The organism is Nocardia australiensis, assembly GCF_020733705.1.
GTDB classification, from domain to species: domain Bacteria; phylum Actinomycetota; class Actinomycetes; order Mycobacteriales; family Mycobacteriaceae; genus Nocardia; species Nocardia australiensis.
Map to the genome: position 1 here is coordinate 2,588,140 of NZ_JAJFZM010000001.1, position 25,524 is coordinate 2,613,663.

25 protein-coding genes and 1 pseudogene are annotated in these 25,524 nt (G+C 66.5%); 18 read left to right on the forward strand and 8 right to left on the reverse strand.

What is annotated here, in order from left to right:
• Positions 1-31: 31 nt before the first annotated feature.
• Both LKE06_RS11580 and guaA read left to right on the forward strand, forming a co-directional pair.
• Complete coding sequence (locus LKE06_RS11580; RefSeq protein ID WP_227998617.1) at positions 32-1,189, forward strand: GuaB3 family IMP dehydrogenase-related protein; 1,158 nt, start codon at positions 32-34, stop codon at positions 1,187-1,189.
• A gap of 515 nt (positions 1,190-1,704) precedes the next feature.
• Positions 1,705-3,288 (forward strand): glutamine-hydrolyzing GMP synthase, encoded by a 1,584-nt coding sequence (gene guaA / locus LKE06_RS11590; protein ID WP_227998618.1) that lies wholly within the window; start codon positions 1,705-1,707, stop codon positions 3,286-3,288.
• 93 nt (positions 3,289-3,381) lie between these two features.
• Here guaA and LKE06_RS11595 read toward each other — a convergent pair whose 3' ends face one another.
• Both LKE06_RS11595 and LKE06_RS11600 read right to left on the reverse strand, forming a co-directional pair.
• Positions 3,382-3,606 carry a hypothetical protein gene (locus LKE06_RS11595; protein WP_227998619.1) on the reverse strand — a complete coding sequence of 75 codons (225 nt, stop codon included), beginning with the start codon at positions 3,604-3,606 and terminating at the stop codon, positions 3,382-3,384.
• Positions 3,599-5,260, reverse strand: a complete 1,662-nt coding sequence (locus LKE06_RS11600) for a PspC domain-containing protein (protein WP_308188351.1) — start codon at positions 5,258-5,260, stop codon at positions 3,599-3,601. The genes LKE06_RS11595 and LKE06_RS11600 overlap by 8 nt, the downstream gene beginning before the upstream one ends.
• A 340-nt stretch (positions 5,261-5,600) precedes the next feature.
• Here LKE06_RS11600 and LKE06_RS11605 point away from each other — a divergent pair, with 340 nt between their 5' ends.
• On the forward strand, positions 5,601-6,881 hold the full coding sequence (locus tag LKE06_RS11605) for an ATP-binding protein (protein ID WP_227999411.1): 1,281 nt from the start codon (positions 5,601-5,603) through the stop codon (positions 6,879-6,881).
• 141 nt (positions 6,882-7,022) lie between these two features.
• Positions 7,023-7,658 carry a response regulator gene (locus tag LKE06_RS11610; RefSeq protein ID WP_227999412.1) on the forward strand — a complete coding sequence of 212 codons (636 nt, stop codon included), beginning with the start codon at positions 7,023-7,025 and terminating at the stop codon, positions 7,656-7,658.
• A 19-nt stretch (positions 7,659-7,677) separates the two neighbouring features.
• Here LKE06_RS11610 and LKE06_RS11615 read toward each other — a convergent pair whose 3' ends face one another.
• Positions 7,678-8,802 carry a serine/threonine-protein kinase gene (locus LKE06_RS11615; RefSeq protein ID WP_227998621.1) on the reverse strand — a complete coding sequence of 375 codons (1,125 nt, stop codon included), beginning with the start codon at positions 8,800-8,802 and terminating at the stop codon, positions 7,678-7,680.
• A 406-nt stretch (positions 8,803-9,208) separates the two neighbouring features.
• On the opposite strand from LKE06_RS11615, the gene imuA' reads away from it, so the two are divergent.
• The 7 genes from imuA' to LKE06_RS11650 all read left to right on the forward strand — a co-directional run bounded on the left by imuA' (position 9,209) and on the right by LKE06_RS11650 (position 15,494).
• Complete coding sequence (gene imuA', locus LKE06_RS11620) at positions 9,209-9,994, forward strand: DnaE2-dependent mutagenesis accessory factor ImuA' (RefSeq protein ID WP_227998622.1); 786 nt, start codon at positions 9,209-9,211, stop codon at positions 9,992-9,994.
• Positions 9,995-10,028: 34 nt separating this feature from the next.
• The gene (locus tag LKE06_RS11625) at positions 10,029-11,663 is read left to right on the forward strand and encodes a DNA polymerase Y family protein (protein WP_227999413.1); all 1,635 of its coding nucleotides are present in this window, start codon (positions 10,029-10,031) and stop codon (positions 11,661-11,663) included.
• Between the two features lie 278 nt (positions 11,664-11,941).
• Entirely contained in the window at positions 11,942-12,853 is a 912-nt protein-coding gene (locus tag LKE06_RS11630) for a ferredoxin family protein (protein WP_227998623.1), read from the forward strand.
• A 101-nt stretch (positions 12,854-12,954) separates the two neighbouring features.
• Complete coding sequence (locus LKE06_RS11635) at positions 12,955-14,058, forward strand: DNA polymerase III subunit beta family protein (RefSeq protein WP_227998624.1); 1,104 nt, start codon at positions 12,955-12,957, stop codon at positions 14,056-14,058.
• A complete protein-coding gene (locus LKE06_RS11640; protein WP_227998625.1) occupies positions 14,055-14,561 on the forward strand; it encodes a hypothetical protein in 507 nt (168 codons plus the stop codon). The genes LKE06_RS11635 and LKE06_RS11640 overlap by 4 nt, the downstream gene beginning before the upstream one ends.
• A 222-nt stretch (positions 14,562-14,783) precedes the next feature.
• Positions 14,784-14,969: a hypothetical protein gene (locus LKE06_RS11645; protein WP_372477327.1), complete on the forward strand. Its 186-nt coding sequence runs from the start codon at positions 14,784-14,786 to the stop codon at positions 14,967-14,969.
• Between the two features lie 36 nt (positions 14,970-15,005).
• Entirely contained in the window at positions 15,006-15,494 is a 489-nt protein-coding gene (locus LKE06_RS11650) for a DoxX family protein (protein ID WP_227998626.1), read from the forward strand.
• Between the two features lie 195 nt (positions 15,495-15,689).
• Here the strand turns inward: LKE06_RS11650 and LKE06_RS11655 are convergent.
• Positions 15,690-16,610: pseudogene (locus LKE06_RS11655) on the reverse strand (SDR family NAD(P)-dependent oxidoreductase); the annotation flags it as partial.
• Between the two features lie 189 nt (positions 16,611-16,799).
• On the opposite strand from LKE06_RS11655, the gene LKE06_RS11660 reads away from it, so the two are divergent.
• Positions 16,800-17,255 (forward strand): hypothetical protein, encoded by a 456-nt coding sequence (locus LKE06_RS11660; protein WP_227998628.1) that lies wholly within the window; start codon positions 16,800-16,802, stop codon positions 17,253-17,255.
• A 19-nt stretch (positions 17,256-17,274) separates the two neighbouring features.
• Here the strand turns inward: LKE06_RS11660 and LKE06_RS11665 are convergent, their stop codons facing one another.
• The 3 genes from LKE06_RS11665 to LKE06_RS33440 all read right to left on the reverse strand — a co-directional run bounded on the left by LKE06_RS11665 (position 17,275) and on the right by LKE06_RS33440 (position 18,468).
• The gene (locus tag LKE06_RS11665) at positions 17,275-17,427 is read right to left on the reverse strand and encodes a hypothetical protein (protein WP_227998629.1); all 153 of its coding nucleotides are present in this window, start codon (positions 17,425-17,427) and stop codon (positions 17,275-17,277) included.
• Between the two features lie 175 nt (positions 17,428-17,602).
• Entirely contained in the window at positions 17,603-18,109 is a 507-nt protein-coding gene (locus LKE06_RS11670) for a VOC family protein (protein WP_227998630.1), read from the reverse strand.
• A gap of 17 nt (positions 18,110-18,126) precedes the next feature.
• Complete coding sequence (locus LKE06_RS33440) at positions 18,127-18,468, reverse strand: DUF7161 family protein (protein WP_443678127.1); 342 nt, start codon at positions 18,466-18,468, stop codon at positions 18,127-18,129.
• A gap of 204 nt (positions 18,469-18,672) precedes the next feature.
• Between LKE06_RS33440 and LKE06_RS11680 the strand changes: the two genes are divergently transcribed.
• From LKE06_RS11680 to LKE06_RS11690, 3 genes are all read left to right on the forward strand, one after another.
• On the forward strand, positions 18,673-22,011 hold the full coding sequence (locus tag LKE06_RS11680; protein WP_227998632.1) for an error-prone DNA polymerase: 3,339 nt from the start codon (positions 18,673-18,675) through the stop codon (positions 22,009-22,011).
• A gap of 241 nt (positions 22,012-22,252) precedes the next feature.
• Positions 22,253-23,287: a DUF4349 domain-containing protein gene (locus LKE06_RS11685; RefSeq protein WP_227998633.1), complete on the forward strand. Its 1,035-nt coding sequence runs from the start codon at positions 22,253-22,255 to the stop codon at positions 23,285-23,287.
• A complete protein-coding gene (locus LKE06_RS11690; protein ID WP_227998634.1) occupies positions 23,247-23,474 on the forward strand; it encodes a DUF167 domain-containing protein in 228 nt (75 codons plus the stop codon). Before LKE06_RS11685 ends, LKE06_RS11690 begins: the two co-directional genes overlap by 41 nt.
• Positions 23,475-23,489: 15 nt before the next feature.
• Here LKE06_RS11690 and LKE06_RS11695 read toward each other — a convergent pair whose 3' ends face one another.
• Positions 23,490-23,954: a tRNA (cytidine(34)-2'-O)-methyltransferase gene (locus tag LKE06_RS11695; protein WP_227998635.1), complete on the reverse strand. Its 465-nt coding sequence runs from the start codon at positions 23,952-23,954 to the stop codon at positions 23,490-23,492.
• 138 nt (positions 23,955-24,092) lie between these two features.
• On the opposite strand from LKE06_RS11695, the gene LKE06_RS11700 reads away from it, so the two are divergent.
• The 3 genes from LKE06_RS11700 to LKE06_RS11710 all read left to right on the forward strand — a co-directional run bounded on the left by LKE06_RS11700 (position 24,093) and on the right by LKE06_RS11710 (position 25,302).
• Positions 24,093-24,356, forward strand: a complete 264-nt coding sequence (locus tag LKE06_RS11700) for a DUF3017 domain-containing protein (RefSeq protein WP_227999414.1) — start codon at positions 24,093-24,095, stop codon at positions 24,354-24,356.
• Between the two features lie 196 nt (positions 24,357-24,552).
• On the forward strand, positions 24,553-25,083 hold the full coding sequence (locus tag LKE06_RS11705) for a DUF3558 domain-containing protein (RefSeq protein WP_227998636.1): 531 nt from the start codon (positions 24,553-24,555) through the stop codon (positions 25,081-25,083).
• Positions 25,084-25,161: 78 nt separating this feature from the next.
• Positions 25,162-25,302 carry a DUF3017 domain-containing protein gene (locus tag LKE06_RS11710; protein ID WP_227999415.1) on the forward strand — a complete coding sequence of 47 codons (141 nt, stop codon included), beginning with the start codon at positions 25,162-25,164 and terminating at the stop codon, positions 25,300-25,302.
• Positions 25,303-25,524 lie beyond the last annotated feature (222 nt).

Consider the following 25,524-nt stretch of genomic DNA (forward strand, 5'->3'; position numbering starts at 1 on the left):
GCAGGCGCCGCAAATCAAACAAGGAGAAGAAGTGCGCGACATGGTCGAGATCGGCATGGGCCGTACCGCCCGGCGTACCTACGAGCTGGATGATGTCGACATCGTCCCTTCACGGCGGACTCGTTCGTCGAAACAGGTGTCGCTGGCTTGGCAGTTGGACGCCTATCGGTTCGAGATCCCGCTTCTCGCGCATCCGACCGACGCTTTGGTGTCGCCGGAGTTCGCCATCGAGCTGGGGCGTCTCGGCGGTCTCGGTGTCATCAATGGTGAGGGCCTGTGGGCTCGGCATGCCGATGTGGCGACGAAGATCGATCAGCTGGTCGATCTGGTGAGCAAGGGCGGCTATGAGCGCGCTGTGGCGTTGTTGCAGGAGTTGCATGCCGCGCCGATGCAGCCGGATCTGCTGGCGGCGGCGGTTGCGCAGGTGCGTGCGGCCGGTGTGACGGTGGCGGTGCGGGTGAGCCCGCAGAATGCTCGGGCGTTGACGCCCGCGCTGGTGCAGGCGGGGATCGACCTGCTTGTCGTGCACGGCACCATTATTTCCGCGGAGCATGTGGGGGATGGCGAACCACTGAATCTCAAGACGTTTATCGCCGAGCTCGACGTGCCGGTGGTGGCGGGCGGTGTGAGCGATCACCGGACCGCGCTGCACCTGATGCGAACCGGCGCCGCCGGGGTGATCGTCGGTTACGGATCCTTCCCCGGTGCGACGACCACGGGTGAGGTGCTCGGTATCGGGGTGCCGATGGCGACGGCGATCGCCGACGCGGCCGCGGCGCGCCGGGACTATCTGGATGAGACCGGTGGCCGGTACGTGCATGTCATCGCCGATGGTGATGTGGAGACCTCGGGGCAGTTGGCCAAGGCGATCGCGTGTGGCGCCGATGCGGCGATGCTCGGTGTGCCGTTGTCGGTCGCCGCGGAGGCGCCGGGGCGTGGCTGGTATTGGCCGTCGGCGGCTGCGCATCCTTCGGTGCCGCGTGGTGCGTTGTTGCCTGTTGATGAGAGCTGGATCGACAGCGAGGACGGCGATGTGGTGCGCCCGAGCCTGGAGCGGGTGCTCTACGGCCCTTCGGACGATCCGTTCGGTTCGTTGAATCTTGTTGGTGGCCTGCGTCGTTCGATGGCGAAGGCCGGCTACTCCGATCTCAAGGAGTTTCAGCGGGTCGGGCTCAGCGTTCGCGCTTGATCGCCGCGCGTATCCGTCGGTGTTGGTTCGCGTCAGCGGCTCGGCGCGGTCGGTATGTGCGTCGGTGTGGGGCGTTCACGTAAGAGCGTGGTTCACCGGTTCGGGGTGGGGCATGGTGACACCCGTTCGGGCGCGATGAGCGCGGTTCGCGGCGCTGTGAAGCCCCCTTGCGCAGTGCCGCCGACCACGGCGCGTTCGGTGCCGAGGTGATCGAGCACTGTCAGCGCGTGGCGTGCGGCGGGCCTGTAGGTGAACGGCAGCCCTCGTCTCTGGTGCCTTCATGGCCCGGGCATCCCAGGACACGATCCGGAATTCCGGTGCCAGCGCGGCCATTTGCGATGCGAACATCGTTCGGTCCATGAAGAATTCGTGTGCGAGTAGGACCACCGGACCGTTGCCGCCACTGTCTTCGTAGTGGATGTCGGCGTCGATCGCACGGGCGAACGGCACGACCATGAGGATAACCAGCGGTGCGGGGGTGCGCGGGAGGATTTGGGACTCATTAAACTGTGCCGGTGGCAGATACTCAGAGACCGGTCCTTGTTGTCGACTTCGGTGCACAGTACGCCCAGCTGATTGCCCGGCGGGTCCGCGAATCGAGTGTCTTCTCCGAGGTGATTCCGCATACCACCACGGTGGCGGAGATCGCCGAGAAGCAGCCCCTCGCGGTGATCCTGTCGGGCGGTCCCTCCAGCGTGTACGCCGAAGGCGCACCGAAGCTGGATGCGCGGCTGTTCGAGCTGGGTATTCCGGTTTTCGGCATCTGCTACGGCTTTCAGGCCATGGCGCAGGCGCTCGGCGGCACGGTCGCGCATACCGGCACCCGCGAATACGGACGTACTGAGCTGAGTATCGATGGTGGTGTGCTGCACGGCGGCCTGCCCACCGTCCAGCCGGTCTGGATGAGCCACGGCGACGCCGTCACCGACGCGCCGGAGGGCTTCGATGTCACCGGCACTACGGCGGGCGCTCCTGTTGCCGCGTTCGAGGATCGGGCGCGGCGTCTCGCGGGTGTGCAGTATCACCCCGAGGTGCTGCATTCGCCGCACGGTCAGCAGGTGCTCAGCAGGTTCCTGCACGAGATCGCGGGCATCCCGGCCACGTGGACACCGGCCAATATCGCCGAGTCCCTGATCGCCTCAGTGCGTGAGCAGATCGGCGACGGTCATGCCATCTGCGCCCTGTCCGGTGGTGTGGACAGCGCGGTGGCGGGCGCGCTGGTGCAGCGGGCCATCGGTGACCGGCTGACTTGCGTCTTCGTCGACCACGGTCTGTTGCGAGCTGGCGAGCGCGAGCAGGTACAGCAGGACTTCACCGCCGCGACCGGCGCGAGGCTGGTGACGGTTGACGCGGTCGAGAAGTTCCTCGGCGAGTTGCAGGGTGTCACCGACCCAGAGGAGAAGCGCAAGATCATCGGCCGGGAGTTCATCCGGTCGTTCGAGGCCGCGGTCGGTGAGGTTGTCGCGGGACATGGCACCGGCGCCGCGGCGGACGGTTCCGCCCCCAAGGTCGAATTCCTCGTGCAGGGCACGCTGTATCCGGATGTCGTGGAGTCCGGTGGTGGTACCGGCACCGCGAATATCAAGAGTCACCATAATGTCGGTGGGCTGCCCGACGACCTCGAATTCGAGCTTGTCGAACCGTTGCGGTTGCTGTTCAAGGACGAGGTGCGCGCGGTCGGCCGCGAGCTCGGGCTACCGGAGGATATCGTTGGGCGCCAGCCCTTCCCGGGGCCAGGGCTGGCGATTCGTATCGTCGGCGAGGTCACCGCGGACCGTCTGGATACGTTGCGCCAAGCCGATGCCATTGCCCGCGAAGAACTGACCGCCGCGGGCCTGGATCGCCAGATCTGGCAGTGCCCGGTGGTGCTGCTCGCCGATGTCCGCAGCGTTGGTGTGCAGGGCGATGGTCGCACCTACGGTCACCCGATCGTGCTGCGTCCGGTCTCCAGCGAAGACGCGATGACCGCCGACTGGACCCGGCTGCCCTACGAGGTGCTCGAGCGGATCTCCACCCGCATCACGAATGAGGTGGCGGAGATCAACCGGGTGGTCCTCGACGTGACGAGCAAGCCGCCGGGCACCATCGAGTGGGAGTGACGCGTGCCGAGTTTTCTGTGGTCATCGGAATCTTCTGTCGCCCAATGAAAATGGCCCGTCGCTGGGACGGGCCATAGGCTTCGATCGGGTGGTTCAACGGCGGGGTCTACGTGGGTAGAGCACCAGCAGAATGCCGATGACGATGGCGGCGATCACCAGAATCCAGCCGAAGGGCATGGTGCCGGTTGCGGGCATCGAGGCCGGGCCGATGAAGGCCCAGATGCTGACCCCGAGTGCGAGCAGGCCGACGATCAGCAGCGAGATGGACGGGCCCGTCCTCTTGGCCGGCGAGCCGTTGGTTTCGGTTTTCTCAGCCACGATGCACCTCCGCGTTTCCGGCCCTGACTTTGACTTTCAGATCGAGTACCGGTGCACCGGGGGTGTTCGGTCCGGTGATTCCGGTGGGGCAGGTGGCGTCGCCCACGTTGACCTTGCATTCGGTACGCACGGTCATCCCCTCGGGCAGCAGCACCTGGGCGTCGCCCATGCGGACCGAAAGATCGACGGCGCGATTCTCGGTGAGGTTGAGCGAACGCAGATCCAGCGTGCCCGTCCCCATGGTCACCTCGTAGCTCGACTGCAAATCTGCCACGTTGGGTGGGGTCCAGGTGCGCTCACCCAGGGTGGCTTTGTCGAACTCGATCGGACCGACCATCGACGCGAGCACCACGAAACCGGCGAGCGGAGCGGTCAGCACCAGCAGGCCGTATCCGCGCCGTAGGAAGGCGCCGAGCACCAGCCCGAGTCCGATCACCGTCAGCGCTACCGCGGCGATCCGGCCGGGTGTCATCCACTCGGCGCCGGAGGCCGCCAGCGCGCCCGCGCCTGCCGCGGCGAGGATGGCCAGGCCGATTACCACCGGGGTGAGTCGGGAGCGAGGGCGCTTCTGGGGTGGGTGGACGATGGTGCGGGCGGGGGTCGGTTCGGGGAGGTCCCATGCCATCGGTGCGACGCCGAGCGGGTCCCAGGATGGTGGGGTGCGGTCGTTGGCGGCCGGTGTCGTCGGGGTGCTCGTCTGCCGTGGCAGTGACGGTGTCACCGGATCGGAAGTGTTTGCGCTGGAATCGGATTCGTTCGTCAGGTCGGTGCCGGACGGCGCGGTGTTCTTGTCGAGCGAGGGGGCAGTGCCTTCACCCGGGAGCGGGGTGTCCGTGTCGGTCGGCGTGGGGACCGGATCGGGCACCGCCGTATTACCCGCGTGTGGCGACAAGGTGCTGTCGTCGGCTGGTGTGGTCGCGCGCTCGATCGGCGCATCGGTCTTGTGCGGCAGCGCGGTGTCGGCATCGGGCTGCGGCGCGCTGCCCGGGATCGGTGTGGTGGTCGCCTCGTGTCGGCCGGATGTCACCGAATCGACCGATGCGTCCGGGATGTATGCGTCCGGCAGTTTGGTGTACGGGGTGTAGACGTTGGTCGGCGGGGCATCGGGGGCGTAGAACTCGCCGGTGGTGCGCATCGGGGACCCCGGCGGGAACATCGTGCCGGGATAGCCGGTCGCGGCGCCGCCACCGTCGGTGGCCGGGCCACCGAAGACGCTCGTGCCGGGCGGTGGCTGTGGGTTGCGCATGTGCAGCATCCACCAACCCGCCAGCATCAGTGCCATGCTGATCAGGCCGGAGCCGGCCAGTCCGACACCGATCGGTCCCATGCTGGTAACCGCGATGGCGAGCGCGACGATCAGGACGATGGTCTTGGTCTGCGACTGCGAGCTTTGCCCCTTGCCTAGCAGCGACTCCGCCGCCGACGCCTCGTCGCCCTGCTCGTTGAACATCAACCAGCCCAGCAGGTAGAGCACGATCCCGGCCCCGCCGAAAATCGTCGACACCACCAATGCGACCCGCACCAGCACCGGGTCGACGCTATAGCGCTGTCCGAACCCCGCCGCGACGCCCGCGATGGGGCCTTGCCGCGGCAACCGGACGGGACGCGTGCGCCACATCTGCTGGAGTTGATCGCCGAAGCTCGTTTTCGTCATGTTTCCCATGGTGGCCTGACCAGCACTTCGGCACATCGGGGGGAACCCTGAATATTCTGCTGATCATTTTGGACCATCCGGTCGGTACCGGGTGTGACCGGGCGCACGGCCGCATCGCCGAACTGTGGGGCTTATCGTCGCTGCGGCATGATGTCCGAAGCTCGCTGAACCTGTCGTCGCGGCTGGTGAAGATCAGGGTGATTCCTGATGGTCGGTGTCGGTGGGGCGTGCGAGTATCGGAGGCATGTATCCGTCCATGCCCGCGTTCGATGCTGCTTGGGGGTTGGATGGCACGCGGGGGGGTGCCGCGTTGGATTCGGCGCCGCCGGCCTATCCACGGATGGTGCGGCGCTCGGGTGGGCGGATTGTCGGTGGGGTGGCCGGTGGGGTGGCCGATCACTTCGGCGTCGATGTGTTCAAGGTGCGGATGGCGTTCGTGTTGCTGTCCGCGCTGGCGGGGGCGGGCATCGTCGCCTACGGGATGTTGTGGATCTTCACCTCGGGCGGCGCCGATGCGGCGCGGCCCACCGGTGCGGAGCGGCGGCAGGGGATCGGGCTGACTTTGCTCGGGGGCGGTCTGTCGATCGCGGTGGGGTGGCTGCTGAGCGGGACCGCGGCGAAGGTGATCCTGCCTATTGTCGTGGTGGCGATCGGTGCGGCGCTGGTATGGCGCGAATACGACGCCGACGGCCCTCGGTCGTTGCTCGGGCTGCCCGCGCGCCCTTCGGTGGTGACCTGGTCGCGCATTGTCGCCGGGGCGACGTTGATCGTGATCGGGCTCGGTGTGGTGGTGCTGGCCAAGATCGATCTGAGCTCGCTCGGTTCCGCACTGGTCGCGGTGGCGGTCACGCTGGTCGGGGCCGGTCTGCTGACCGTGCCGCTATGGCTGCGCATGATGCGGGCGCTGAATTCCGAACGCGCGGCCCGCATTCGGAACGAGGAACGCGAGGAGATCGCGTCACATCTGCATGATTCGGTATTGCAGACATTGGCGTTGATCCAGCGGCAGGCCGACGACCCGCAGGAAGTAGCCAGGCTGGCCCGTGGGCAGGAACGGGAACTGCGGAAATGGCTCTTCGAGGATTCCGGGCCCGCGCAGTCGAGTTTGGCCGCGGCGCTTCGCACCATCGCCGGTGAGGTGGAGGATCAGCACGGCGTCAAGGTCACCCCGGTGACCGTCGGAGATGTGTCGATGGATGTCGCCGAGACCGGTGCGGGCCTGCCGAAGGAACATTTCACCGCACTGCTGGGCGCCAGCAGGGAGGCATTGGTGAACGCCGCCAAGCATGCCGGAGTGCCGGACATCGACCTGTTCGCCGAGACCGAATCGCACCAGGTGAGCGTGTTCGTACGCGATCGCGGCGCCGGCTTCGACGTCACGGCCATACCGCAGGACCGGCAGGGCGTGGCGAAGTCCATTCGCGGCCGCGTCGAACGCCGCGGCGGTCAGGTGGAGATCCTGTCCAACCCAGGGCGCGGTACCGAGGTGCGGATCATCATGCCGCGCAACGATTCCGGTGGTCAGGAAGATACCGGCCCAGACCTTGCCGACGATGTGCCGATGGATGCTCCGGCCGATCCCGGACCGGCCGTGGAACAACCGGTCCGCCAAGGAAGGTGATCGGCTCCTATCGGCCGCGCATGTGCTGGGAAAGCGCGGTTCGGCGTGTCTTGTGGTACCGATGATATGCGGGCGGCCCTCGGGTTGTCGGCGCAGTCAGGGTGGGGCGATCCACCGACAGGTGAGGAGAAGTAGGTGGCCGTGCGGGTCTTTCTCGTCGATGATCACGCCGTATTCCGGTCGGGTGTGCGGGCGGAACTCAGCCGGGAGCCGGATATGGAAGTGGTCGGGGAGGCCGGTGCCGTGGCGGCGGCGGTCGCGGGGATCAAGGACTCTCGGCCCGATGTCGTGCTGCTCGATGTGCATATGCCCGACGGTGGCGGAGTGGCGGTGCTCGCGGGTATCGAGGATGGTCCAGTGTGCTTGGCGCTGAGCGTGTCCGACGCCGCCGAGGATGTGATAGCGGTGATCCGCGCGGGCGCCCGCGGCTATGTGACCAAGACGATCTCGGGATCCGAACTGGCCGACGGCATTCGGCGCGTCGCAGGCGGGGACGCGGTATTCAGTCCGCGGCTGGCGGGGTTCGTGCTTGACTCGTTCACCGGTAAATCGCAGGTGCCGGAGCCACCGCTGGACCCCGAACTGGATTCGCTGACCCCACGCGAATTGGAGGTGCTGCGCCTACTCGCGCGTGGCTACACTTACCGCGAAATCGCCGAAAAACTGTACATTTCGGTGAAAACCGTTGAGACACATGCCTCGAACGTGCTCCGCAAGACCCAGCAGTCCAACCGCAACGCACTTACCCGTTGGGCCCACCGCCGGCGAATTGATTGAGTAGCCGTGTGGGGATCTACTAGATCATCGCCACGATGATGGCGATGATGATGATCAGGCCGATCAAGAGTCCGATGGCGATGGCGAGGGGGGCGTTGCTCGGCTGAGGGGGTTTGGCGCCTGCGCGTTGTGGTGCGGAGGCCGGCGCTACCACCTTTGCGGTGCGGTGCGGGCGTGGCAGCGGAGCCGAGTGTGGGCTGCGCAGGCCGGAGGCCGAATTCCGTGCGGCCCATGCCGGAATGGTGCCGTCCTCGGTGCGCACCGGCGCGCCGAGAATATAAGGGCCGGTTCCGGGACCGAAGGCGGCGGTGAGGATTTCGTCCCTGGCCTCGGCCATGGTCGGGCGGCGCTGCGGGGCGGGCTCCATCATGTGCAGCAGCGTGTTGGTGAGCATGCCGCTGCGGCTGGGCGGGATGATCTGCGCCATGGCCGCGCGCTCGACCAGGACATCGCTGTCCTCGTCGAGGCCGAACGGCGGCTGCCCTTCGAGTGCGGTATAGAGGGTGGCGCCGAGGGAGAACACATCACTGGCCTCGGTCGGCTGCGCGCCACGGGCCACCTCGGGAGGAAGGTAGGCGGGGGTGCCGGTGATCACGTCCGGGGTGTCGGAGTGTTCGCCCGCACCGCGCGAGATGCCGAAATCGCTGAGCTTGGCCATCCCGACGATCGGTCCCCGGTCCGCGACGAGGATATTGCCCGGTTTGATATCGCGGTGCACGATGCCCACCGCGTGTGCGGCGGCCAGCGCGTCGGCGACCTGCGCGCCGATCTGCGCGACCTCGATCGGTGGCAGGGCTTCGGTCAGCGCTATTGCCTTCGCAACACTGCGTGAGGGCAGGTGTTCCATCACCAGCCAGGGTTCGCCTGCCTCCAGTACCACGTCGTAGACGGCGATGGCGTGCTCATGGGAGAGCTTCGCCGCGACCCGGCCCTCATGCATGATCTGGTTGCGGATCGCGGTGGCCTCTGCTTCGTCGAGGCCGACGGTGGTGAGGACCTGCTTGATGGCGACATCCCGATTCATCAGTCGATCGGTCGCGAGCCAGACCGCACCCATGCCGCCGCCGCCGAGTTTCGATTGCAGGCGGTAACGACCGGCAACCAGATAGTCCGGGCCGACATTGGGGCGGGGGCGATCGATCATGGGTGCAGGGTATCCGAATTCGGTGGTAGTAGGCCTGATTCGTGCCGAGAGTTCCCGGGCTCGAATGCGGCGTCCCGGCTCGCGGTGCGTGCGACGACACCCGACTGGCCGGAATCCGAAATGCTGGGCCATTGCCACTGCCTCCGGGATGTTTTCGGCGAGCGCTGCGCCGAACAGGGGTATCGACGCCGAATGTGACCGCGCGCCCCTCTTCGATGGCGGATACGCCCGCGTCGCCACGGGTCCTTGACGTATCACGGGGGCAGGTCTCTACTGAGAAAGTATCGAACGTATATTCGATATAGATCGATAGCTGGATCGGTGCTGACTCTCGCTTCGTTAGATGCGAAGACGGTCGCTCCGCATGATTCGCCGTCGGGTCCATCGTGGGAAGTAGGTGGTAGAGATGGGTTCGGATGCGGAATCCCGAGTGGAAGATGGGCGGGAACGCGCACAGCGGGCGGCGGAGCGAGCCGTGCCGACGGTGGAAGAATTGCGCAGGCGAATGGCGGCGATACCGGGCCGCGGCGAGACGGCGGCCGAGCGAATTCCGGTGGCGGGTGAACTACGCCGCGAGCCGCTGGCGGTGCCACCCGCTCTTGCGGCTCTATTGCCGGAGGGGGGCCTGGTCAAGGGCTCGGTCGTGGCTTACAGCGGGGCGAGTTCGTTGTTGGCCGGACTATTGGCCTCGGTGACCGAGGACGGTGGGCATGCCGCCGTGGTCGGAGTGCCTCGGCTCGGCTTGCTCGCCGCGGTCGAGATGGGCGCTCAGCTGGAACGCCTCGCGGTCATCGCCGATCCCGGAGCGGATCCGGTGGAGGTGGCCGCGGTGTTACTCGACGGCCTCGATCTGGTGGTGCTCGGCCTCGATGGCGTCGCCGTCCCACCTGCTCGGGCTCGCGTGATCGCCGCGCGCGCCCGCAATAGGGGCGCCACCCTGGTGGTCGCCAACGGGGGCTGGAACAACCCGTCACTGCGGCTGGATACCCGCATCGCCGGATACGCCGGGCTCGGCGCGGGCCGTGGCCGGCTTCGCTCGGTCTGCCTCGAGGTGGATGTGCGCGGTAAAGCGGGCCCGCCCAGCCACGGCCGAATAGCGATGCGCGCCACCGCGGGGCGAGTGGAATGGGTGCCACTGGGAGCGCCCGTCTCGGTGAGCGAATCAACCGATGCCCGAGGTGCGGCGTCATGAGGCGGCCGGGGCTTTCGTGGGCGGTGCGCGCGCGATGGATCCGACAGAGACCGTGGGGTGCGCGGTGATTGAGCCGGGTCGGACGCGGAGCGGGTCTCGGGTGCTGGCGCTGTGGTGTCCGGACTGGCCCGCGGTCGCGGCTGCCGCGGTCGCGGGGGTTGCGGCGACCGTCCCGGTGGCGGTGTTCGCGGCGAACAGGGTCATCACATGTTCGGCAATCGCGCGGGCCGAGGGGGTGCGGCGCGGATTGCGGCGCCGCGAAGCGCAGGCCCGATGTCCGAATCTGTTTATCGCGCAGGCGGATCCGGACCGGGACGCGCGACTGTTCGAGCCGGTGGTCGCGGCCGTCGACGCGACGGTGCCCGGTATCGAGGTATTGCGCCCGGGGTTGCTGGTACTGAGTGCGCGTGGTGCGGCCCGGTTCTTCGGGTCCGAGGAGGCGTCCGCCGAGCGACTTGTCGACGCGGTGGCCGCCGTCGGGGTGGAGGCCCAGATCGGGATCGCCGATGAATTGTCCACGGCGGTGGTCGCGGCCCGCCGTGCCGCGATCGTGCCGCCCGGCGACGGTGCGCGATTCCTTGCGCCGATGCCGATAGCGGAGCTCGCCGTCGAGCCCAGCCTGTCCGCGCCGGAGCGGGCCGATCTCGTCGATCTATTGCACCGCTTGGGTTTACGACGGATAGGTGACTTCGCCGCGTTGACCCCGACCGAGGTCGGCTCGCGTTTCGGCACCGATGCCGTCCTCGCGCATCGCAGTGCCCGCGCGGTGCCGGAGCGGCCGCCGTCGGTCCGCCGCCCGCCACCGGAGCTGACGGTGGAGTATCGCTGCGACCCGCCGATCGATCGGGTCGATGCCGCCGCGTTCGCGGGCCGTATGCTCGCCACTCGATTACACGGCAGGCTGTCGGCCGCCTCGGTGTCCTGCACCAGGCTGTCGGTTTTCGCGGAAACCGAAGCAGGTGAACAACTCTCGCGGATCTGGCGGTGTGCGCAACCGCTGACCCCTGAGGACACCGCGGATCGGGTGCGCTGGCAGTTGGATGGTTGGCTCACCCGCCGCGACGGCGCCAGGCCGACCGCGCCGATCATCGCGTTGCGGCTGGAACCCGTCGAAGTGGCTGCGACAGGGGCACTTCAGCTCGGCCTGTGGGGTGGCGTCGGCGCGGAACACGAACAAGCCCGCCGCGCCCTGATTCGAGTGCAGGGCCTGCTCGGCGGTGAGGCGGTGCGCGTCGGTGTGCTCAGTGGCGGTCGCGGACCGCAGGAGCGCATCACCATGGTCGCGTTGGGTGACGAACCGGTGCCCGCCGCTGACCCCGCCCTGCCGTGGCCGGGTCGACTACCTCAGCCCGCGCCCGCGCTCATCCTGTTGACGCGTCCCCTGGTGCGGTTGGAAGCAGACGACGGTAGCCCGGTGCTGGTCACCGCGCGTGGTCTGTTCACCGCGGACCCGGTCCGGCTGAGTTGGGGCAGTAGACAGTGGCGCCTGGCGGGCTGGGCGGGCCCGTGGCCGGTGGACGAGCACTGGTGGATTCCGGAATCTCTCGACGCCGCCGCCGGAGTCGCGGCCAGAGCCCAGGTGCAACTCGACGGTGAACCCGCCGACATCCGCGTGCTGCTGCTCATCTTCTATTCCGAAACCTGGCGTGCGGAGGGTCTTTACGACTGACACCTGGTGTGTGCGGAGTGGGTGTGGCTGATGATGCGGCTGGGAATCCGCGCGCGGTGCTCGCCTTCGACCGGGCCATGACGCGAACCGCGCTGGAACGGTGCCTTTCCTGAACCGCTGACGGCGACGGATCGGGCCCTGTCTATCGGGGTGGCGTCGCGGATCTAGAGTGAACCTGTGTCCACTATCGACCGTCCGGTCTTGTTTTTCGCCCGAGCGCGGCGCATCGATAGGTTCGTGCGGAAGTTCGCCGACGACCAGAAGTCGGGTTGATGTCGATGGGCGGTTTCGAGGGGATGTTGTGTTCGGCGGCGGCCGTCGATGTTCCATTGCCGGGCACCGCCACTCGGGTGACCGGCTGGTTGTGTGTCGAGCAGTCCGGCGCGTGGGGGCGTGACGTGATCGCCGACGAGGTGCTCGGACCGGAGATCACCGCCGAACTGGCGGCTCGCACCAAGGCCGCGCACGTCCGGCCGACGTTGATCCGCAAGCCCGGCCGCAGCGAATTCACCGGCACCCGAACGGTTTTGCTCGCCAGTTCGCGTCCGGAAGGCTCCTGGTGCGAACGCTTCGAGATCACCGATCTGAAACAACTGCTCGATTTGGATCTGCACCTGCTGAACGGTCCGCCGCCGAAAATCGGTGCACCCGTTACTGATCCGCTGGTTCTGGTGTGCGCCCACGGAAAACGCGATCAGTGTTGCGCACTGCTCGGTCGTCCGATCGCCGCCGACCTGGCCGCGAGATGGCCCGGCCAGGTTTGGGAATGCTCGCACACCGGCGGCCACCGCTTCGCCCCCGCCATGGTGCTATTGCCCTCCGGCCTGACCTACGGTCGCATCGACGCGGCGGCCGCGACGGATGCGGTGGCCGCCACCCATCGAGGAGCCGTATCGATGACCGGCCTGCGCGGACGTAGTTGCTACAACCCTGTCGAGCAGGTCGCGGAACTTGCTGTGCGCGAACAGATTTCCGCCGGTGTCGATGATCTGACCGTGCGCATCCAGCCCGATATCGCAACCGACCCGACCCTTGCGGGCACCGCGATAGTGACCCACCGAGACGGCCGCCGTTGGCAGGTAACCGCCCACGCTGTCGCCCTGCCCCCTCGTCAAGCCAGCTGTGGTGCCACCCCGAAACCTGTCACCGCGCTCGTCGCCGACAAGATCGAGCCGCTGACCGCTGGTTGACGATGCCGCACCTGTACCAGTTCGTGCGCGCGGGTCATGACGTTGGTGGCAGCCACCGCCTTGGTTGACCTTCAGGTAGGTCGAAGCCGAATGATGTCGGGGTGACGGATTTCGGGTTGATGTCGATCGGGTCGTTCGCGCGGCGGAGCGGTCTGACGGCGAGCGCGTTGCGTTTCTACGCTGATGCGGGACTGTTACTGCCTACGGAGGTCGACCCAGTCTCCGGATACCGGTTCTACCGGGAAGGCCAGCTCGAGCGGGCTGTTCTGCTCCGACAACTACGCGAGATCGGTATGCCGCTCGCAACGGCGAAATCCGTCCTCAGTGCTGGACGCGACGACGCAGTTCGCCTGGTCGACGAGCATGTCGACGCAGTGGTCAGCGGTGCCGAGGCCGCACGGCAGCAGGCCGCCGTCATCAAGGCAGTGTTGGCCACGGAGCCCACAGTAGTGATCGTTGCGCTGAGCGGGCCGGTGTTGGCGGCGGCGATCGAGCAGGTTCTGACTGCCACCATCGATGAACCGGACATCGCCGTTCTCGGCGGTGTGCGCTTCGAGGCCGATTCCGGCGCGGTGACTGTGACCGCCACTGATCGCTACCGTCTGTCCACTCGCACCCTTGTGACCGCCGATTCGACTGCTGTGACGTGGGCGGCGACGGTGAACGGCGACGATCTACGCAGTTGCCTCGCTGACCTGCGGCGCACCCCTCTGGCTCGGATCGAAGCTACCGAGCACGGGTTTTGGATACGGTTGCCGGACCGGGGTGACCGACATTGCCGGCTATTGCCCGAGCCATTTCCCGACTACCGGTCGATGCTCGACGCGCTGCCAGCGGTGACGACCCGGGTCGAGGCTTCGAAGGCAATGCTCCTGCGGGCGCTCGAGGAGCGACCAGCTGACCTGATCTCGATGCACGTCACCGAGGCTGCGGTCACCGTGTTGGATAACCGCAGCGGACCGGACACGGGCGTACACCTAACGGCCCGCGTGAGCGGAACCTCGATCGAGGTCTGGTTCGAGATGACCACGCTCTATCCCGCGATCAGCACCGCGATCGGCGCGGATGTGCTGCTCGACCTCAGAGGACCCGCACAGCCGGCCACTATCCGCTCTGCCGACCACGGCGATCTCATCACCCTTGTCATGCCCACCAAGCCCCAAGCGGGAGAAAACACCACAAAACCGGAGGAGAAGGACAAATGACAGAACCCACCAATGCGGACCCGACGATGGACGCGATCGGCAAGGCCATCACCGAGGGCCGCAGCGGAAACACGGTCAGGGCCCGCGGCCGACTCCTGGACTTGTGGAAGGTGATCGGAGTCAGCGGCGATCCCTTGCACCGCTGCACACTCGCGCATTACCTTGCCGACCTCTGCGGCGATCCGGCGCAGGCGCTGGCTTGGGATGTGCGCGCACTCGATGCCGCCGACGCCGTCACCGAGCAGCGCGTCCAAGAACATCACGCCAGCCTGCACATCGCTGGCTTCTATCCCTCGCTTCACCTCAACCTCGCCGACAACTATCGCCGACTGGGATCCTTTGAAGCCGCCCGCGAACACCTCGACGCCGCCCGGGAGCACTTGCCTGCGCTGCCTCCCGATTCATATGGGGAACTCATTCGTGCGGCGATCGACGAGGTGACCACGGCCGTCGAGAATCAGGACACCGCGGTCCGCGCTTCGGCACCGAGCGCGACCGCGTGACACAGACGCGCTCGGCGTGTGGAACGTGCACTACAACTATCACCGCCGCCGACAATCGTCCGCCGACTTCGAAGCTTCACGCCGGTGTCACCAACGTCCTGGCCTCATACAGCTGGCCTTTCGCGTCTGGTTGGCATCTCGACGCGAGAGCCATATCGTAAACCGATATCGAACTTCGATAGGAGATGCGAGTACGCCATCGCCAATGCCGCGGCCTGGACGTTGCGCTCTGGCGAGGGCCGTCCGGCGCGCATCGTTGTGGTGGTCGGGTTGGTCGGCTGCCTGGTCCTGGTCTTCGCGCTGCCGCTGTCGTCGGTGCTGGCCGGGGCGTTGGTGCTGGCGATCGGCGCCGCCTTCTACCTGCTGCGCGCCGCGCAGACACCCGCCGACCGCGTCGACAACCAGTAGTAGCCCTGTCGACGCCCTGATCAGAGAGGCGTTCCCGTGTCACAGCTCGATACCTGGCTGGCCCGGCTGGCGGCGACCACCGCTCCTGGTTCGGTGATCCTCATCCGTTTCTACGTCGGTGTGGTGTTCTTCTTCGAAGGGATCCAGAAATTCCTCGACCCCGACACTCTGGGCACCGGACGGTTCGATAAGGCCGGGATCCCAGCCCCGGGTTTCTTCGGTCCCCTTGACGGGGTCTTCGAAATCGCCTGTGGTGCACTCATTCTCGTGGGGCTCCTGACTCGCCTCGCCGCTGTTCCGATGATCATCGACATGGTGGGCGCGCTGCTGATCACCAAGGTGGCGATCCTGTGGGGTGACGCACCACTGTTGCCCGGCAAGTCCGGCTGGTGGAACTTCATCCACGAATCCCGCATCGACCTCGCCCAACTGTGCGGCAGCCTGTTCCTGCTCATCGTCGGCGCGGGCGCCTGGTCTCTCGACGCTCGCCTCAACCTGCACCGTGTTCACACCGAGCAGACATGAGCAGTCCGCAACTGTTGTCCGCGCTCATGAGCGTCGTGCGGGTGGGTCGAGCGCGATAGTGCTGCCGGCGGTGTCGAATTCGGTGATGGCGCCGAGGTCGATCGCATGCGGGCCTGGTCGATGGCCGAATTCGAGGCCGCCGAGGCGACTGCCCGGCCATCCGCACCGCCCCCTACGCAATGCGGATGGCCGGGGTCACCAGTGGGTACCTGGTACCCAGCGAGCGGCACGCCGCAGCGCGGTGCCGGTGACGCGGCGGACTGCTGAGCGTCGGCGTGGATTATGTTGGGGAGTAAGGGGTTCCGTTGTTTCGGGGGCTGTGGTGTCTACTTCTTCGCCCCGGGCGGCGGGGGAGTCGGGTAGGGCGCGGTAGTAGCGGTGCAGGATGCGGTCGTGGATCTTCGGGGTGATCAGGGCGCCGTATTCGGCGAAGGTGCCCAGTGGGATGTCGATGCGTCTCGGTCGTTCGGTCAGGGCGCGCACGACGGTGGCGGCGGCCCATTCGGGGGATTCGGATGGGCCCTGATACCCGCTGGGGGCGATCATGGGCGTGCGAATCAGCGGCATGTGGATCGTGGTGAAAGTGACGCCGTCGGCCATGGTTTCGACCGCCGCCACCTCGGTGAACTTGTCCAGCGCCGCCTTGCTGGCGAGGTAGGCGGAGAACCGTGGGGTGGCGACCTGCACGCCCGCGCTGCTGATGTTGACGATATGGCCGAACCGGCGCTCCCGCATTTGCGGCAGCAGGGCCAATGTCAGCCGCAGCGCGCCGAAGTAGTTGACCGCCATGGTGCGTTCGAAGTCGTGCAGCCGATCGGTGGAGCGGTGGATGGCGCGGCGGATGGAGCGGCCCGCGTTGTTCACCAGCATGTCGACGTGGCCGTGCTCGTCCAGGATGGTCTTGACGGCGTGGTCGACGGATTCGGAATCGGTGACGTCGCATTGGTATCCGTAGGCGGTGCCGCCCTCGGCCCGGATCTCTTCGACCACGGCCGCGAGTTCGTCGTCACGGCGCGCGAGCAGGAACACGATGGCGCCCTTGTCCGCGACGGCCAGCGCCGCCGCCCGGCCGATGCCGGAGGAAGCGCCGGTGATGAGGACATGGCGGCCGGTGATGTCGCGGCGGTTGCGCCGGCTCTGCCCGCGCGGGGCGTTGTCAGCGGAGGTCATCGCTGCTCCTTTGCAGGTTGATTCGGGCATGAACTTACTCCGAAGTAAGTTTACTTGCCAGTGGGTCTCGTCACCTCGCGACTCGGATTCGAACGACTCTCGAAACCTTCGAACATATGTGCGATACTTGCGCGCATGGCGGACGATCGGATGGCGGAAGTATTTGCCGCGGTGCGGCTCGGCGGTGGGGATCCGGCGGCGGCCCGGCGGCTGCTCGAGGAACTGTGGAACGAGATCGGTGTGGGTGGAGATCCGTTGCACCGCTGCGTCATCGCGCACCACCTTGCCGAGTTGCAGGACACGGCCGAGGGGGCGCTGCTGTGGGATCAACGTGCGCTCGCGGCGGTATTCGGGCCCGGCGTTCCACTTGATGAGGGTCTGCGCGGTTTTCTGCCTTCGCTCTATCTCAGCCTGGCCGACAGCCACCGCCGCGTCGGCGATTTCGACGCGACCCGAATGCAATTGGCCATCGCCCGTGGGCATCTCGACATCCTCGCCAATGACGCATACGGCGCGGTGATCCACACCAAGCTCGACAATATCGAGGCCGCGCTGGCTGTCGCGTCGAAAGAGCCGCTATCGGCCGGTTGACCCCGGATGGGCGGCGTTGTCAGGCCAGGGTCGCCGATTCAGGGGTGATGCCGTTGGCGCGCGCGTTGGCGTCGATGATGTCGCGAAGCCAGGTCGTCAGGCCGGTCTCGATGTCATCGTAGAAAAGCGGCGAATCCTGGATCTTCGGCGTACCCGTGTCCAACGCAGACATGCATCGAGTGCGTGCAGTCGAAGTAGGAGCCGAAGAGTCCGGATCGTGACGCCCGCGAGCAACGCGACAGGCGCCGACGGTGTGTCCGGCGCCTGTCGCGGTGTGGTCGGAGGCTCGATTCGTCACACCGTTCAGTCTGTGGTCGCCGTGCGAGTCCCCGGCGACCACAGACTGCTCACTGGTCGGGTGCCCCGATTCCGATATCCCGCAGATACTCGGCCGCGGCGCTGTTCGGATCGTAGGGGCGTGCCGCCGTCATGATCACTCGGGTGTGCTCCGGTGTGACGATCTCCAATTCCACCGAGTTCCAAGGCATCTCACGTGGTCCTGTCGTGCAGCCGGGGATCAACTCCGCGCACGCGGTCGCGATCTCGTCGATCTGGCTCAGCACGCAGGAGAAGCTCACGCTCAGCGCCGATGTCCCGGCAGGGCGTTCGTCCGGCACGAGCAAGACGTCCTGAAACGCCCAGCGGCGCAGGTGCGTGATCCGGCCGGGAACTGAGAACAGATCGAAGAACCCGAGTCCACGGCTCCAGAAGTCCGCCGACGCGGCCAGATCGGGCGTCGGCACCGTGACGAACATTGGCATCCCATAGATACCACGAAAAAGCTCGGGCGCGGCGGCGTCGGGCGCGGGAGTGGGGACGGGACTGATGTCGAACGCGTGGAAGGTTTCGGTCATAACGACATCGTCGAGCCTTACTCGACGTGAGGGTCAAGTAGCGGCGCGGGCCATGAACTGCTCAGCTCGCCTGAGCGACGATCATGATGAACTCGAGGGCAAGTGCGATGACCGACAGGATCAATCCCGTGACTGCCAGGCCCCGGCGTCCAGACCCGCAGGGTTACGTGCACGTTCGGTTCATCGTCGATGATCGCGACGTATTCGGTGCCGGGCGGCAGTTCCGCCGGCCATCCGGCGTCATCGGTCGGCTCGGTTACGAGCAGTTTTCCGGTGATGCCGGCGAGTTCTGTCTGATCGACGCTCAGCGGTGTCCATTCGGCGTTATCGCGCTCCGGTAGTGCCCGGAGAATGCGCACGCGGTATGACCGAAATCGGTATCCAGGCGCTCGCGAATCACATGATGCCGCAGCCGATCCAGGCAAAGCCGCTGGTACCGGCTCCCATCACCTCGATCCGCGTAGTACAAACCGGTGCGCGACCTAAGTCAGACCCTGTCGAAATCTTGACGCGAACGACTCTTAGAATTCGAATGTATGTTCGATTGTTGAGGAGGTGGTGTCATGGGTTGGAGCAACGGTCCACCGACCTGGGCTGAGCTGGAACGCGTGTTGTCCGGGCGTCCCGGCCGGACGAACCCGGAGGCGATGTATCCCGGCGACGGCGGTGACAGTCCGGCGTGGTCGCGCAAGCGTGGGGCGTATCGAGCCGAGCCGGTCGAGCCGGTCGGTGGGCCGCTGGTGCCCTATGCGGAGCTGCACGCGCATTCGGCCTACAGCTTCCTGGACGGGGCGAGCCAGCCGGAGGAGTTGGTAGAGGAGGCGGTGCGGCTGGGGCTGGAAGCGATCGCCCTCACCGACCACGACGGCTTCTACGGCACCGTGCGCTTCGCGGAGGCGGCCAAGGAATGGGGCATACCGACGGTCTTCGGTGCGGAACTCTCGCTGGCGTCGGCGCCCGCGACGAAAACCGGGGACGCGAATTCCGCGCCTCGCACGGGTGCGCCGGATCCCGCGGGCCCGCATCTGCTGGTACTGGCTCGCGGGCGAGAAGGGTACCGGCGGCTCTCGCGGGAGATCGCGGCCGCGCACCTGGCCGCGGGGGAGAAGGGGATTCTCCGCTACGACCTGGATGTGCTCGCCGCCGCGGCCGGCGGACACTGGCATATTTTGACCGGTTGCCGGAAAAGCCATGTCCGGCAGGCACTCCAACACGATATGGACGCGGGCGATGCCGGTCTGGGGCGAGCGGAAGCGGCGCTGCGTGAGCTGATGGAGCGATTCGGCGCCGAGCGGGTGAGCGTGGAACTCACCCACCATGGCATCCCGGAGGACGACGAACGCAACGCCCATCTTCTCGCCCTGGCGCAGCGCCTCGGGCTGCCCGTAGTCGCCACCACCGGAGCGCATTTCGCCGATCCCCGGCAGCGTCGGCGTGCTATGGCGCTCGCGGCGATCAGGTCACGGCAGAGTTTGGACGAGATCGCGGGCTGGTTGGCCCCGGCCGGTGGCGCGCACCTGCGTTCCGGCGCGGAGATGGCGCAATTGTTCGTCGCCTGCCCGCAGGCGGTGGCGAACGCGGCGGCCCTGGCCCGCGAGTGTGTCTTCGACCTACAGCTGATCGCGCCGAAATTGCCACCGTTCGATGTGCCCACCGGACACGATGAACAGTCGTGGTTACGTGCGCTGTCGCTCGCCGGCGCCGCCGACAGGTACGGCCCGCCAGAGGGAAACCCGCAGGCGTACAAGCAGATCGAGCACGAACTCGCGGTGATCGAGAAGCTGGAATTCCCCGGCTACTTCCTGGTGGTGCACGACATCGTCACCTTCTGCAAGGACAACGACATCCTGTGCCAGGGCCGAGGCTCGGCGGCCAACTCGGCGGTCTGCTACGCGATCGGCATCACCAATGTCGACCCGGTCGCTACCGACCTGCTGTTCGAACGATTCCTCTCCCCGGCCCGCGATGGCCCACCCGATATCGACGTCGATATCGAATCCGATCGCCGCGAGGAGGCCATCCAGCACGTCTACGCTAAATACGGTCGCGAGTACGCCGCCCAGGTAGCCAATGTGATCACCTATCGCGGCAAGTCCGCGGTGCGGGATGCCGCACGCGCACTTGGGTTTTCGCCCGGACAGCAGGATGCGTGGAGCAAGCGGGTGAGCCGGTGGACGGGCGTCGGTAGCGAGACCCGCACCGACATACCTGCCGAAGTGCTCGAGCTGGCCACCGAAATCGAAGGGCTGCCGAGGCATCTCGGTATCCACTCGGGCGGCATGGTGATCTGCGATCGCCCCATCGCCGATGTCTGCCCGGTGGAGTGGGCGCGCATGCCCGGCCGCAGCGTGCTGCAGTGGGACAAAGACGATTGCGCCGCAGTCAATTTGGTGAAATTCGATCTACTCGGACTCGGCATGCTCTCCGCGCTGCATTACATGATCGATATGGTTCGCGAACACGAAGGGAAAACCGTCGAGCTGCACCGGCTCGATCTGAAGGAAACCGCTGTCTACGAGATGCTTTCGCGCGCCGACTCGGTGGGCGTCTTCCAGGTGGAGTCACGTGCGCAGATGGCCACCCTGCCCCGATTGAAGCCGAGGAACTTCTACGACCTGGTCGTCGAGGTCGCGCTGATCCGGCCCGGCCCGATCCAGGGTGGTTCTGTGCACCCCTACATCCGCCGCCGCAACGGGCTCGAAGAGCCGAGTTACGACCATGAGTGCCTGCGTAATTCGCTAGAGCGCACCCTCGGTGTGCCGCTGTTCCAGGAACAACTCATGCAGATGGCCGTCGATGTCGCCGGGTTCACCGCCGCCGAGGCCGATCAATTGCGCCGCGCGATGGGTTCCAAACGTTCCCCGCAACGCATGGAACGTCTCAGGGGCCGGCTCTACCAGGGCATGCGCGAGCTGCACGGCATCACCGGCGAGGTCGCCGACCGTATCTACGAAAAGCTCTATGCCTTCGCGAATTTCGGATTCCCGGAAAGCCATTCACAGAGCTTCGCCTCGATCGTGTTCTACTCGGCGTGGTTCAAGCTGCACCATCCCGCGGCCTTCTGCGCCGGCCTGCTGCGCGCCCAGCCGATGGGCTTCTACCCTCCGCAATCGTTGGTCGCCGACGCGCGCAGGCACGGCGTGCTCGTACACGGCCCCGACATCAATGCCAGTCGCGCCGAGCCGACCCTCGAAAACGGCGGCGCCGAGGTTCGCCTCGGACTCGCCGCGATCCGCCACATCGGTGCCACTCTCGCCGATCGCATTGTCGACGCCCGTGCGCAAGGTCCCTACATCTCCTTCATCGACCTGACCGGACGTGTGGAACTCACCGTCACCCAGGCCGAATCCCTCGCCACCGCAGGCGCATTCGGCTGCCTCGGGATAACTCGGCGCGAAGCGCTGTGGGCAGCGGGCGCTGCGGCGGGGGAGCGCCGAGACCGCCTGCCCGGCACCGGCGCCGCCACTGTAGCGCCCGCCCTGCCAGGCATGAGTGAACTCGAACTGGCCGCCGCCGACGTTTGGGCCACCGGCGTATCCCCGGGTAGCTATCCCACCGAATTCCTGCGCCCACGACTCGATGCCCTCGGCGTCATCCCCGCCGACGGACTGCTCGCCGTCCCCGATGGCTCCCGCGTCCTGGTCGGCGGCGCTGTCACCCATCGTCAACGCCCCGCTACCGCCGCGGGTGTCACCTTCCTCAACCTGGAAGACGAAACCGGCATGGTGAACATTGTCTGCTCAGTAGGTCTGTGGACCCGCTACCGCCGCCTGGCCCAGAGCGCACCCGCCCTGCTCATCCGTGGCCGCGTCCAAAACGCCGAAGGCGCGGTAAGTGTCGTCGCCGAACACCTTCAGCGCCTGGACCTGCGCATCACCGCGAAATCCCGCGACTTCCGCTGAGGTCGGAACATCCCGTTCCCGTTGACGGCCTGCTCCGAACGTAATCACCCTCTGCCACAATGCGTTTCACTTCGGCGCGAAGCTCTGGGAAGCTTTTCCTTCAGGCCGGTGAGCCGGGCCGGCAGCCGTCGAACCCATCGGCGATTTCCGGATCGTGCTGGATGTAGTGCGGCTCAATGAACTCGGCCGGTCCTGGCCCGGGCTTCGTGACCGAATTCACCGCAACGGCTACCCTGCGTCCATGCGAAAGCTTGCGGTGTTGTTGACCGGCGTACTGGGTTTGACGTTGCTCGTCGGATGTGGTGACGACCGCAGCGATAAGTCCGTGGCGAATCAGTCGAGCGTGGCCACCGCCGCGCCCAGCATCGTGGCGCCGGGGCTGCGTGCGCAGAGTCCGGCGCCGCAGGACAACAACTCAGGTGCTCAGTCGACCGCGACGCGCAAAGAGGTCATCACCGGCAGTGTCGATCTCACCACGGGTGATCCGGTGGGTGCGGCCGGGCGGATCGCCGACCAGGTGCGCGATATCGGCGGGCGGGTCGACAGCCGGACCGAGCAACCGGGGGCAGGCGATACCGATCCGAGCGCCACACTCACCGTGCGGGTGCCCGCGGACAAGACTGACGCCTTCATCGACGGCCTCGGCGGGATCGGCAGCCTCACCCGAGTGAGCACCAATCGCGACGACGTGACGATGCAGTGGGAGGACCTGGACGCCAAGATCACGGCGTTGCAGGCTTCGGTGGACCGGTTGCGCGCGCTCATGGCCACAGCCACCAGCACCGCGGATCTCATTGCCGCCGAAGGCGCTCTGTCGAGCCGACAGGGGCAACTCGACAGCCTGACCGCGCAGAAACGACGCCTCGACGACCAGGTCGCACTGTCCTCGTTGACCATCGATATCACCACCGAGACGAAGAAATCCGATGCGGGGCCAACCAACTTCTGGGACGGGATCGTCTCCGGATGGCACTCGATGGTGGACTGGCTGAAGGACGCGATCGTGTTCAGCGGCAAGGCAATTCCGTGGCTCGGGTTGGTTGTCGTGATCGCCGCCGTGGTGTGGGGAATCGTGCGAGCGGTGCGACGGCCGGGACGGAAGAACACCGGTTCGCCGACCCAGGAACAGTCGACTGCTTCGAAAGAAGCGGCGGCACAGGAAGAATCGACGCCCGAACCGGCGAACGTCGGTGTCTCGAACGGTGTCGAAACCGGCCCCGGGACAGGAGAAGCAGGTGCCGACAGTGCGGGCGACAATCAAACCGAACAGCCGTAAGGGCCCGCTCGTGGAAACCCTCGGCGACGGATCACTACAGCTGTATGTGCGCCCGCCCGCCGTCGAAGGCAAGGCGAACAAGGCCGCCATCGAACTGCTTGCCGAGCACTATGGCGTACCCAAGAGTGCGGTTCGCCTCGTCGCGGGCGCCACCTCCCGCTTCAAACGCTTCGAGGTCGACCTCTGATGTCCAGTCGCGCTGCTACACCCCGCCCGGGAAGCCGAGTTGGCGCCATGCCTCGTAGACGGTCACGGCGGCGGCATTGGAGAGGTTCATCGAGCGCCGTCCCGGCAGCATTGGGATGCGCAGTTGCGTGGTGACGTGCGAGTCGTCGAGAACCGCCGCAGGTAAACCGGTCGGCTCGGTTCCGAACAGCAGCACGTCACCTTCGCGATAGGCCACTTCGGTGTAATGAGTGTCGGCATGGGTGGTGAACGCGAATACCCGCTCGGGTCGCAACGCCGCCCACGCCGCCGCAAGATTCGCGTGCACCGTCACCGACGCCAAATCGTGGTAATCCAATCCCGCGCGCCGCAACTTCGACTCCGAGAGGTCGAACCCCAATGGTTCGACCAGGTGCAACTCACACCCGGTCCCGGCGACCAGGCGAATCGCATTACCGGTATTTCCCGCTATGGCCGGCTCGTGGAACATCAATCGGAACACAACGCACCAGCTTGTCATGGTGGTGATCGGGCGGGCACGACACCCGGGGCGGGTGTCTGTCAGAATCGGGGGGTGACCGATGTCGATTCGTCTGCCGCCGACCGGCAGTCCGGCCCGAACAGCCCGGTGGAGCAATTTATGCGCTCGCACCTGCCGATGCTGGTCGTGGCCGTGGTCATCCTGTTGGCGGTTGTTTTCGTCGCCTCGGACCGTTGGCGGCGCGGCGCACTGTTCTTCGGTGGCGCAACCCTCGTGGCGGCAGCCTTCCGGCTGTGTCTGCCCACCGCCCGAGTCGGCCTGCTGGCAGTCCGCAGCAGGCCATTCGACGTCACCACCCTCACCCTTCTCGGCACCACGATCGTCTTGATCGCCGCCACCATCAACACCCTCGGTGTCGCCTGACGGACACAGGATGCCCTTCGGGGTGGCGTTCGACCAGGCCGCGTCTGGGACGGAATTGCGGGGCATTCACGACAGGTCAATGCGCTAGGATCCGGATCGGCAGCAATACCGGGGATACACCATGTGCTGATCCCTCCGGCGCGCGGGGAGGAACGTGATGGGCGTGTCTTGCAGACGGGCCGGACTGATAGCGGCTATGTCGGTCTTGGGGTTGACGGCGTGTTCGCAATCCCCGAACACTTCGACTCCGGCCACCATACGGGCCTCGACCGAGCCCGGAGCAGCAGCGTCCACTGCGGCGTCAAGCAGGTGGAATCCATGTGACAGTAAGGATCTCCCGGACGCCGCCATTACAGCGGCCGGGCTGGATCCGAAGTCCAAAGAGAAAGGCGTCGTGCAGTTCACGACGTACCACATCTGCGACTGGGGCGGCAGTTGGTACATCGCCGATGTCGGTGCCGGTGACATCGCTTTCGATCAGGAATTGAACAACAACAAGTACACCGGTCGGGAGAACCTCGTCATCGAGGGCCGTCAGGCGGTGCGGATGCGTAACAACGTGATTGATGGCGAGTGCGACATGCTGTTCGCGATTCCGGGCGGGAGCGCCCTTTTCGCAGTCGGCCCGAAGCTTGACGCGGGAATGGCCACAAGCGGGCGAGGGGATTCCTGTCTCGAGGTGACCCGAGTGGCGACCGCGCTGGCCAAGTATCTCCCCCCGACCTGATCGGCTTCGATTTCGAAAGCGACGTGGGCGCGCACCGAGCCGCTGGAACACGCTGCGCGTGCTCAGGGCGCTCGAGTGGTGGAACGGCTCGCGTCAAGCCACCGGCGGCGCCTGCCGCACCTTGCACTGTTCTTCGGTGGCGCAACCCTCGTGGCGGCAGCCTTCCGGCTGTGTCTGCCCACCGCCCGAGTCGGCCTGCTGGCAGTCCGCAGACGTTGACGCCGTAGTCGCGGCAGCCCGCCCCTAACGGCCACAGAAACAGCCGGTGCCGCACCAACCCCCATACGCACCCACTCGCCACGACAACAGCTTCCGAGCGCAGCGAGACCGAGCCCTAAAGTTCGCGGCCGGCTCGCGTCCGAGGGGCAAATACGATGCGACGAAGGAGCAAGTATTTGCCCCTCGGACGCGAGCCATAGGGGGCCGCGAACACGCAGCGCC